Below are 9681 nucleotides of genomic sequence, written 5' to 3'. Positions count from 1 at the left end.
ATCCAACTTTTTTCATACTCATGTTGTTTAACCAGAAAGAGGTAAAAAAAATTTGAAAACGCAATTTAAAGATCCTTAGTTATTGTCATTAAAGCAATTAGGGCGGTGGAACAATGATAAACATGACGAATCTGTTGCGCTCAGTCGACAACAGCCACAAAGGGCTGCAATTGCTATTGGGAGATTTTTACAAGGATTTCAGCAGCGCGGCGATCAACATCGAAATGCTGCATAAACAAAACCGTTTTGAAGAGCTGAGCGGCTACTCAAAAAAGCTGAAAACCATTCTGGTCTTGCTTTGTGATGATGATTTACCACCCAAGATGGCAAAGCTAGAGCATTTAAGTAAGCACCACTTTCCCGCACCTAATGAATTGATTGAGGACATCAAAACTGAGCTCAATAACGTGAACAAACAAATAAGCCAGCTGTTAGATATCGAAAACTCTATCGATAACAACACTGATGATGAATAACAGAGGTGGAGCATGAGTAACAAGCAGATCGAGCACCACCTCAGAAAAGCACTCGTTTCCAACAACGAGTCTTCGAAGGTGACCGCAGACGATACGATCGTGCTAGCCAGTGCGATGACCAGCGTACACAAAACATTGCTGGTTATCTTTTTGCTTTCAATGGTGGCGATCGCCGTGGCGTCTCAAGCTCGTATCGACATTGTGGTATCGGTGCGCGGTGAGCTATTGCTGGAATCTGACGTAGAAAAAGTGCAACACCTTGAAGGCGGTATTCTCGAAGAAATGTTAGTGCGCAAAGGTGAAGTGGTTTACGAAGGTCAACCCATTGCGCGCATTCGTTCTTTGGATAGAAACACTCAACTCGATACGGTGAACACAGAAATCATTCAGCTCGAGTTAGACAAACTCCGTTATGAAAGCCTGCGCGATATGGTAGAGCCCGATTTCTCTGCCTACATCGAAAAATACCCAGAATTGGTTCAGGTAAATATGAATACCTGGCAGCAAGAGTTTTCTAAAAACCGCTCTAATGAAGAGTTGATCACCCACGACATCAATCACAAGAACTCGTTGATTGATTCTATGCTTAAGCGCCGCAAAAGCTCCGAGAACCAGCTTTCTTTGATTCGTAAGCAGCTCAATATCAAGAACACCCTCTATAAAGAAGAAATGGCATCTTATGTCGATGTTCTGAATATGCAGGTTCAAGAGTCAAACATGGTGCGTGAGATTGAAAACCTCGATGAGTCAGTCATGAATGAACGCTTCCAACTCGACAAGCTAGAGAAGCAATACCGAGATTTGGTGGAAAACCGCAACTCCGAATACCAAGCACAAATCATTCAAGCGAAGAAAGATCTTAAGCTGAAACGCATTCTTCGTCCTCAACACTCAGACAAAGTGGATCGCCTCGTGGTCTACGCCCCTATTGATGGTGTGGTGGATAAAGTGCACTTCAACTTCCGCTCTGCCGTGATACCGCCGGGGGAAAGTATCGCGGACATTGCGCCGATTAATAACTCCCTTCATGGCGAAGCGAAGATTCCACGTAAAGACATGGGCTTTGTTGAAATCGGACAGGCAGTCAAAGTGAAGATGGACACCTACAACTTTGCCAAATACGGATTTTTGGAAGGTCGAATCGCGTCGATCAGCCGTTCGTCCTATGAAGAAGAGGACGCTGAATTCTACCTCGCTGAAATCCAAATCAGCCAAAACTATCTAGAGCGTGGAGGCACACAATACAAACTATCCCCTTACATGGAGTTTACCGCAGACGTGAAAACAGGGTCGCGTCGGGTTATCGAATACGCTGCGAAGCCGGTTATGTCGGCTATCGAAGACGCGTTCGATGAGAGGTAGTGGATGAGTAACAAACCTTCCTACAATATTTCCGTTCCTGTTATGCGCCTTAGCATTGCTTTCAGCTTGGTGCTGGCTGCCCTCGCCTTTTATTTGTATGTCTCTTGGGAAAAAGTGGATTCAGTGGAGCAAGTGCAAAACGCGCCTCTCTTGGTTCAAGCTCAACAACTCAATCAAACCATCGAACTTGATATCCAAACGCTTCAGCGCTGTTTAGCCGCGCGTTATTGTAGTACAACAGAGCTCGATTTTGAGGTTCTGAAAAATGAAATTGACCAGTTTAAGTCTCTCGCGTCACTCAACAAAACCGAGTTTAGCTTGGTAGGCGCGACCGAATATACGCAGCTTGAACTGGCGATTAATCGCTTCTCGGACAGCTCAAAAACGCGTGACGATGTGTTGGCACTGTATCTCTCGCTCACCAATAACTACCTACAAATGGACGACAACTATCGCACCATGTTTAACAACCATGCGAGCGACCTAATGATGGAGAAAAACGAGTTCTTCATTTGGTTGTTTATGGTCGTTATCGTGCTGGTTGGTATCGCCGTCCTATCGAATTTAGTGGCAATTCTAAAACTGAAAAAATCCAGTTCGAATGAGCGCGACATTGACCAAGAATTCGATGGGCTTTATCAAGAACTCAAACAACTGGATTTACAAAGGTTGGAAGAGTTGCTGAATGAAGTGAGCATCAATCCGAAGCAGCGTCAAATCTATTCTCACCTCAAACTGATTTTCAGCAAACTCGAAGAGCAAAAACGTAATAACGATCTCTACAAGCAGCTCTATGCTCTGATTGGTTACGAGATTCGAGGCATCACCAACACCATTAACGGCGGCGTGCAATACCTCGTACAAGAGACCGATGAGAGCGGCGTGTTGATGGCGCAAGATATAACCTCGGCTGCCAATACCCTGTCTGAGTTGGCAGAGAACTACAACCGACTCATTTCACAAGGAACCGAGAGCAAATCGAAAGAGTTTTCACTGCTTAATGTGTTGTCTGAATTGATGATTCACATCAGTTCAAAAGTGCAGCGTAATGAAGGTGAGCTAGACTGCTTTATCTCGGATAACTTACCAAACCGTGTTGAAGGGCAATCCACCAGCTTATTCTGGGTGTTGTTCCTACAGCTATCGAACGCCATCCAACTCAAAGCCGATAAGAAACTGTTTGTCACCATTGAGTCAGGCGCGGCGTCAGACATTGAGAACACCCGCTTAACCATCAATCTAAACTTCTTAACCACGCTGGATGTGCCGTTTGCCAAGCTCAATACCCTACACTGGAGCGACCATAAACAGCACACAGCAACCAAAGACGATTTGGCGAAAAGCGTGTTGAAAGATTATGGCTATTACGAGAGCCATTGGTATCAATCGGGCAATCAGGAACGTTTTCAAATTCAGCTCGATTTGAAAGCCAAAAGCTTCCACACCGAGAAAACTCGCTTCGACAATAAACGTTTGTTGCTGTGTGCCAACTCTCAGCTGCGCATTGATGTGATGAACAAAATGTTGGTCAACTTAGGATTAGAGATCACACCAATTCGCACCCCGAACGAGCTCTTCTCTGCTGCAAAAACCTTTGGCGAATACGATGCCATTATGCTGACCGACACGTTCGAGCCAAACAAGCTGCCCTCACTGAGCAAAACGGTGAAGTCGCAACTGCGCAATCACCCGAACACCAAGTTGTTGCTTTCAGTTACTAGCACTCAGCAAGCACAAGAGAGCCATACCTTTGTCGACAAGATTCTGAACTCTCCTGCGATTCCGTATGAGTTCATCCCCAATCTTTTAGCAATCATGGAAGCGGAAGCCTCAGAAGACCAGATGGAGAACAGCTCATTCCTGATTGTTGAGGATGACCGTGTTCAACAGATTCTACTCAAACGTATTTTGAGTAAGCAAGAATACGAAGCCGATACCGTTGGCGATGGCGCAGACGCCGTTCAGCACTTCATGAATCAGCGCTCGGATATCATTTTTATGGACTGCATCATGCCTGGCATGGGCGGTATTGAAGCAACCAAACGCATTCGACAATACGAACAAGAGAGCGGGCAAAACCCCTGCACCATCATAGGTGCGACAGCATTGACCAGCAGTAATGAACACCAAGCTTGTATCGAAGCTGGAATGGATTACGTGATCAGCAAACCTTATAAAAACGACGAAATCATCAAGGTGATCAACAAGTATGTGGCGGTACAGAAACTTAACTAGCTGCGTATTGGCAGCGCTTACATTGAGCAATACTCCTTCGGCAATGGCGACCACCTTGCTTGAGGCGGTCAAACTCGGCTTGGAAAACAATTTATCTCTGCGCGCTAGTGATAAAGGCGTGGAAGAAAACGAATACAACATCGACATTAGCCGTTCTAAGTTTCTACCCTCTTTAAACGGTGCTGCTGATACCACATGGAATGAAAACGAAACCATATTAACGGGAACACCGGATACACGTTCAAGCTACAACTCGAACAGCTACAGCGTGTCTTTATCCCAATCGGTGTTTAACCTTGGCGACATCTTCAAATACGGCACCGCGAAGCTTGATTTCAACATTGAAGAAATCAAGCACGAGAACAAAATCCAGAGCACCATTTCTGAAATCGCGACGCAATATTTCGAGTACCTGAAAAACAACGCGCAAATCAAAGCCACCAAAGTCGAGCTTAAATCGTCTGAAACACGTGAGCGCCAAATGCGTCGTAACGTGGAGCTTGGCAACACTGCGGCGAGCGAGTTGTATGAGGTGATTGCTCAGAAAGAAGGCATTGCCAATCGCTTAAGAACCCTAGAGAAAGACCGACGTGTGATTTTGAACGGTTTAGAGATTCAAGTTCAATACCCAGTCACCCCATCGCAGGACATCTACGAAAGCGTGCCCTTGGCGGAAATCAGCGAATCCGAACAACGCGCGATTCTTGAGCAAGCTTTGAAGCTAAATAACGACTTATTGGTTGCGAAGAAGACGGTAGAGCGCAGCCGAAGAGGCTTGAAAGAAAGCGGTTCAAACTTTGTGCCGACCGTATCGCTCTCTGCCAGTTACCGTTACGACGATGCGAACAACTATGACCGAACCGACCCCACCGCAACAGGGGACAGTAATTCCACCAGCGTCGGTTTGAACTTGAATGTGCCGATTTTCTCCGGTGGTTCGGATTACTACGGTTATCAAAAATCGTCGACTGCTATCGAGCGAACGGAACTACTGTACCAAGATTCGTTGTTCACGACGCGCAATAGCGTTAACACCTCGGTACTCAACATTAATGACTTCTCCCGCGCAATTAGCAGTTACGAGAACATCATCCGAGCCAACTACGCTTCCTACAAAGGCATTCAACGCGCTTACCAGCTTGGTACGCGAACCATTACCGACTTACTGGCAGCGGAAAGTAAACTGTTTAGCGCGCTACGTGATTACGAGAGCGCGCGTTATGACTACATCATTGAATCGATCAATCTTGAGCAAATCAAGGGCATGTTGTCGGTGCAATCCATCGAAAGCATCATGCAGTTGATGAGTGATATCGAAGGCAGAAGCAATCAAGACTTAGTTCCAAAACACCTTCTCTCCAAACCATCGATTAAGAAAGGAGGTCGCAATGCAAACTGAGCATTTTTCCCAGAAGATTAACTTTGCTGACAAATGTTACCTAACTTTCTCCACGGTCATCTCAACGCTGTTTGGTTTAGTGCTGCCCTTTTCGATTCTGATTATCTTTGACCGAGTTTTACCTAACCAAGCTAAAGACACACTGTTTCTTCTGTTTGCCATTATCTTGATCACTATCTTCCTCGACTATCACTTAAAGAATCAGGAAGAGAAGATTTCGTCGGTGATCATGAAGCAATTCGAAACCAACTTAACCAACAAGGTGTTTCAATCCATCTGTTTGGCTGAGATTTCGAAATTTCGTCGCCTAGAACCCGGTGAATACCTAGAGCGTATTGCGACCATTCCTGAGATTAAATCCTTCTTTGGTGGAGAATCTGTACGGGCATTGATCAACCTTGCCGTCAGCATACTGACCATTCTGATTATCGGTCTGATCAACATCTGGGCAGGGGTGACCATCTTGCTCGCCTCCATCGTTTTAGCAGTGTTCGCACTGAGCCTTTCCAAGCAAAAGATCAACAGCCTAGAAAACAAATCCGACATCGAAGGCTTAACCACGTCGAAAATCATCGAGATCATCTCTAGCCCTCTCGATATCAAAGCGCGCAATATGGAATATCGCGTTGAGAGCTTGATGACACAAATGGTGGAAGAACGTGAAGTCGAGAACATCAAATACGAGCAAATTGAATCGAACTTCAGCCTTATCTTGTCACTCATACAACAGCTCTCCATTGCTTGTGTGGTGGTGGTTTTGGCCACGGCCGTTATCAACATGCAATCTAGCCAAGGCATCATGGCAGCCATCATCATGCTTACCAACCGTTACTTCGCCCCATACCAGCAAGTGATGCGCACGGTGAGCCGCTGGGAGTTGAACAAGCTTCATATTCAACGTATCGCTGAGCTGCTTGAGCTTGCTGCGTCTGTAGAACAACAAAATGACACGACAGAAGTCGAGCGCATCTCGGTGAAGTATTCGGAAAAACAACGCATCGAGTTTGAACGCGGTCAGGCTTACTTGCTGACGGGTAAAAGTGGCGCAGGCAAAACCCACCTCGCGAATTGCATTACGCGGCAAAACACCGACAGCAAGCTCGATATCCAAATCAACGAGACACCACTCGATGACGTTAACTACAACGTCTGGCGTAATAGCGTGCTCATGGTCGACAAAACCAGCTCGTTCGTCGAAGGGACCATCATCGACAACCTGACTTGTTTCCGCCCGAGCCTAAACAACACCGCATTTGCGCTTTGCGAAACCATGAACATCAAAGCACAAATCGATGCCCTTCCCGCGGGTTTTTATACCGAGCTTAAAGGACATTTACGCAACCCATTCTCGCGCCAAGTCGCTTATGCCTTGTTGTTAGTGCGTGCCTTACTTGCGAACAAACGTGTGTTGATCTTCGACGACATCGACTGTGTTTATGATGACGACTTTGCTCGATTGGTTTTGACCAGTACCGCCTATCGCGCCAACGACAAAATCCTCATCATCGTCAGCAACAAGATGGACAAACTCAATCATCGCCTCAAACGCGTCAAACTTACCGGAGGTGACCAATGAGTATTTTGGTTGATTTTAATAATGTCCCTCAGCGCTTGTTGGACTTTGAGGCTCGAAGTTATGACGAGCGATACAATCAGTCACCTTTGATTCGTGGTTTAGCTTACACCCTCATTGCGCTTGAATGGGAAGGCACACCTTCTATCCTCAGCGACGCTTTTATCCCTAAACCAAAAGACAGCGACAGTTTTATCGCCACGATTGAACGCCTTGGTTACCGTTGCGACGTCACCAAATTAAAAACGTTGGAGCACATCGAGGGGCACCCTCATCCTTGTTTTATCGAGATAGAAAACCTCACTGCGATTTTCTTGGGCACTAAAGACGGCAAACTGATCCTGTTTGATTACACCAATAACAACACCATTGAATACCCGCTCTGCAAAAAGCCATGTTTGTTAGTCTCGATCAGCGAATACTCGCGCTTGTTCCGAGAGCCGCCACCAGAATCTCAAGACCGCAGTAACTGGATTAAATACGCGTTTTATCGCTACAACAATGAACTCAAAAGCCTGATTATTCTTAGCTTTGTCATCAGTATCTTGGGCGCGCTCCAACCCTTCTTTATCATGAGTGTGTACAACTTCGCCTTGACGTCTAGCTCTCAAGCCACGCTCTATTGGCTCACGTTGTTTGCCGTGATTGTTGGATTTTCGGAATACTTTTTTAAGAAGATGCGAGTCAACATCATTGCCACTTCAGGTAAGGACTTGGCGGTGCACATTTCTCAAGCGGTTATATCCAAGCTGCTATGGCTCCCGTATGCGATGACATCCACCGCTGGCGTGTCTTCTCAGTTGGCGCGTTTGAAAGACATCGACACATTCCGCCGATTGGTAACGGCAGAGTCAACTTTGAGCTACTTCGACATGCCGTTTGTTATCGTGTTCATTGTCGCGATTGCCATCATGTCAGGAACCGCTGCACTGGTCGTCATGGCGGGTTTGATTCTGATGTTGGTGTTCTGTGTTTATTCTCGATACATCTATTCACAAGCCACGTCAAAGAGCTCTCGCGCTAACGCCATGGTTTCTTACCAATGGAATGAAATTCTTCGCGGCATCAAAACCATCCAAGGCTTGCCACTGTTGCGCGTTATTCAATCTCGCTTCAGTGCTTCACACATGCAAAGCACCAATGATGCTGAAAACGTTGCGGTGACCAACAGTAAGGTTCAAGCCGCAGGTGGCAGTTTGATTCAGGTGATTGGTACCGCAAGTATCGTGACCGCGGTTATCGGCGTAATGGATGGCACATCTGATGCCGGTGCCATGCTTGCAACCGTGATTTTAGTCTGGAAGGCGTTAGGTCCGATAATGGGTATCTACAACTCCATATCCAAATTCCAATCCATTAAGGCGTCCTCTGCGCAAATCAACAACCTTATGGCAATGAATGACGACAAGCTAACGTTAGAGAAAAGCCCCCCTATTCGCCTGTTCCAAGGCAGCATTGTCGGCAGCGGTGTAAGCCATCGCTACACTGGCGCGGCAACAGGCTTAACCAATCTCGGGTTTAAAATTGCCCCAGGGGCGAAAGTGGTGATTTGTGGACCGACTGGTTGCGGCAAAACCACGCTAATCTCCATTCTTGCGGGTTTAGAGGATAGATACCAAGGCGCAGTGTCGGTAGACGGCTACAACATCAAACAGTTCAACAGCTATCGCTACCGAACCTCGATTAACTACATCCCGTTTAATTTGCATATTTTTGAAGGCTCTCTGGAGACTAACTTCATCTTGCATAATGGACTCATCCCTACAGAAAAGATGCAAGAGATGGTGAGCTTTTTCGAACTCGATGCATGGTTGCCAGAAGGATTGAACACTCAGCTAAGCGTAGATAAATGCAAGAACTTACCTAATGGTATTCAACAGAAATTGCGCCTCGCGCTGGGGCTTGGAAGCTGTGAACAATCACTGATCATCATTGATGAACCATTTAATGGCGCTGAGCAAGAAAATGCTCAGTACTTCAACCGCTTGTTCACCGATAAATTGCTAAACAAAACCGTGGTGTTCTCTACCAATGATCCGGGGTTGATCGCCACTTCGAACATGAGTTTGGTATTAGAGCCAGACGGCAACTTGAAATATTTTGGCTTAACAGACAAATACTTAAACAGTTTGAGTTAATACTGTGGCGCTTATTCACAATTGACTCTTTAATCAGACAGATACAATTGACAAAGATATAAACCAGAGAGATGATTCGACCGAGGTTTAGAGGTATTTAGGATTCAGATGTATACATTTGTTGCTGACAAATTGGATGTGGTTTATTTATCAGCGATACCGGAAAACCACGCATTACAGGACTTTGATGTGCCTGAAGAAGAACTCGAAATCCGCGAGATTGTCGAGGTGTGGTATGAGTGTGCATTTTTGCCTGATTTCAATCTCGAGCAAATCGACATCGCAAACAAAGCGGAGCTAGTGGCAACACAAACTCAAGTGGTGAACAACTACACGAGCACCCTCGCTTTCTTACTCAAGAGCAAAGTGTATCGAGCTGCCCTTAACCGCATGTTGAGCATCTGGACACTCGAACCCTCCGCGAAAGCACAACTTGAGTTACTACTTTTTGCCGAAGAGCAAGCAAAGACCAACTGAGCAACAAACATATAGAAAAAA

General features: G+C 46.0%; 7 protein-coding genes. All 7 read left to right on the top strand.

Features of this window, described 5'->3' with window-relative positions:
• The first annotated feature begins 122 nt into the window (after window positions 1-122).
• The 7 genes from A9237_RS19380 to A9237_RS19350 all read left to right on the top strand — a co-directional run bounded on the left by A9237_RS19380 (window position 123) and on the right by A9237_RS19350 (window position 9660).
• Window positions 123-476: a hypothetical protein gene (locus A9237_RS19380; protein ID WP_078609168.1), complete on the top strand. Its 354-nt coding sequence runs from the start codon at window positions 123-125 to the stop codon at window positions 474-476.
• A gap of 12 nt (window positions 477-488) precedes the next feature.
• A complete protein-coding gene (locus A9237_RS19375) occupies window positions 489-1838 on the top strand; it encodes an HlyD family type I secretion periplasmic adaptor subunit (RefSeq protein WP_009704725.1) in 1350 nt (449 codons plus the stop codon).
• Between the two features lie 3 nt (window positions 1839-1841).
• Window positions 1842-4073 (top strand): ATP-binding response regulator, encoded by a 2232-nt coding sequence (locus A9237_RS19370; protein WP_078609167.1) that lies wholly within the window; start codon window positions 1842-1844, stop codon window positions 4071-4073.
• A complete protein-coding gene (locus tag A9237_RS19365) occupies window positions 4048-5472 on the top strand; it encodes a TolC family protein (protein WP_045416921.1) in 1425 nt (474 codons plus the stop codon). Before A9237_RS19370 ends, A9237_RS19365 begins: the two co-directional genes overlap by 26 nt.
• Window positions 5462-7048: an ATP-binding cassette domain-containing protein gene (locus A9237_RS19360; protein WP_041053448.1), complete on the top strand. Its 1587-nt coding sequence runs from the start codon at window positions 5462-5464 to the stop codon at window positions 7046-7048. Before A9237_RS19365 ends, A9237_RS19360 begins: the two co-directional genes overlap by 11 nt.
• A complete protein-coding gene (locus A9237_RS19355; protein WP_005442632.1) occupies window positions 7045-9183 on the top strand; it encodes an ATP-binding cassette domain-containing protein in 2139 nt (712 codons plus the stop codon). Before A9237_RS19360 ends, A9237_RS19355 begins: the two co-directional genes overlap by 4 nt.
• 108 nt (window positions 9184-9291) lie before the next feature.
• Complete coding sequence (locus A9237_RS19350; protein ID WP_039839724.1) at window positions 9292-9660, top strand: hypothetical protein; 369 nt, start codon at window positions 9292-9294, stop codon at window positions 9658-9660.
• Window positions 9661-9681 lie beyond the last annotated feature (21 nt).

The sequence above is a fragment of the Vibrio owensii genome, assembly GCF_002021755.1.
GTDB classification, from domain to species: Bacteria; Pseudomonadota; Gammaproteobacteria; order Enterobacterales; family Vibrionaceae; genus Vibrio; species Vibrio owensii.
Note: the sequence above shows the minus strand (reverse complement) of the source record. Positions and strands in the feature narration are given on the sequence as shown.

Bases quoted from the DNA above. Each gene is read 5' to 3' on its own strand.
- A9237_RS19380 (WP_078609168.1), top strand. From the start codon at position 123: ATGACGAATCTGTTGCGCTCAGTCGACAACAGCCACAAAGGGCTGCAA.
- A9237_RS19375 (WP_009704725.1), top strand. From the start codon at position 489: ATGAGTAACAAGCAGATCGAGCACCACCTCAGAAAAGCACTCGTTTCC.
- A9237_RS19370 (WP_078609167.1), top strand. From the start codon at position 1,842: ATGAGTAACAAACCTTCCTACAATATTTCCGTTCCTGTTATGCGCCTT.
- A9237_RS19365 (WP_045416921.1), top strand. From the start codon at position 4,048: ATGTGGCGGTACAGAAACTTAACTAGCTGCGTATTGGCAGCGCTTACA.
- A9237_RS19360 (WP_041053448.1), top strand. From the start codon at position 5,462: ATGCAAACTGAGCATTTTTCCCAGAAGATTAACTTTGCTGACAAATGT.
- A9237_RS19355 (WP_005442632.1), top strand. From the start codon at position 7,045: ATGAGTATTTTGGTTGATTTTAATAATGTCCCTCAGCGCTTGTTGGAC.
- A9237_RS19350 (WP_039839724.1), top strand. From the start codon at position 9,292: ATGTATACATTTGTTGCTGACAAATTGGATGTGGTTTATTTATCAGCG.